General features: G+C 51.3%; 2 rRNA genes. Both read right to left on the bottom strand.

Annotated elements, in window-relative coordinates:
* Positions 1 to 85 (bottom strand): 5S ribosomal RNA (gene rrf / locus R7P74_RS25805); the annotation flags it as partial.
* A 94-nt stretch (positions 86 to 179) separates the two neighbouring features.
* Positions 180 to 813: ribosomal RNA gene (locus tag R7P74_RS25800) — 23S ribosomal RNA — on the bottom strand; the annotation flags it as partial.

Below are 813 nucleotides of genomic sequence, written 5' to 3'. Positions count from 1 at the left end.
CCCCACACTACCATCGGCGCTATTTCGTTTCACTTCTGAGTTCGGCATGGAAATCAGGTGGGTCCAAAACGCTATGGTCGCCAAGCAAATTCTTTAATCTGGAAAGCTGTTTTTTTAATTCTCGTTCTTACACATTCAACGTTCTTTCATTGAGTCCATCAAAACCCCTTGGGTGTTGTATGGTTAAGCCTCACGGGCAATTAGTACAGGTTAGCTCAACGCCTCACAACGCTTACACACCCTGCCTATCAACGTCGTAGTCTACGACAACCCTTTAGGATACTTAAAGTATCAGGGAGAACTCATCTCAAGGCTCGCTTCCCGCTTAGATGCTTTCAGCGGTTATCGATCCCGAACTTAGCTACCGGGCAATGCGTCTGGCGACACAACCCGAACACCAGAGGTTCGTCCACTCCGGTCCTCTCGTACTAGGAGCAGCCCCTTTCAATTCTCCAACGCCCACGGCAGATAGGGACCGAACTGTCTCACGACGTTCTAAACCCAGCTCGCGTACCACTTTAAATGGCGAACAGCCATACCCTTGGGACCGACTTCAGCCCCAGGATGTGATGAGCCGACATCGAGGTGCCAAACACCGCCGTCGATATGAACTCTTGGGCGGTATCAGCCTGTTATCCCCGGAGTACCTTTTATCCGTTGAGCGATGGCCCTTCCATTCAGAACCACCGGATCACTATGACCTGCTTTCGCACCTGCTCGAATTGTCATTCTCGCAGTCAAGCGGGCTTATGCCATTGCACTAACCTCACGATGTCCAACCGTGATTAGCCCACCTTCGTGCTCCTCCGTTAC

Source organism: Vibrio sp. 2033 (genome assembly GCF_033339735.1).
The sequence above is the reverse complement of the archived record's forward strand: the minus strand, read 5'-3'. Positions and strand labels throughout refer to the sequence as shown.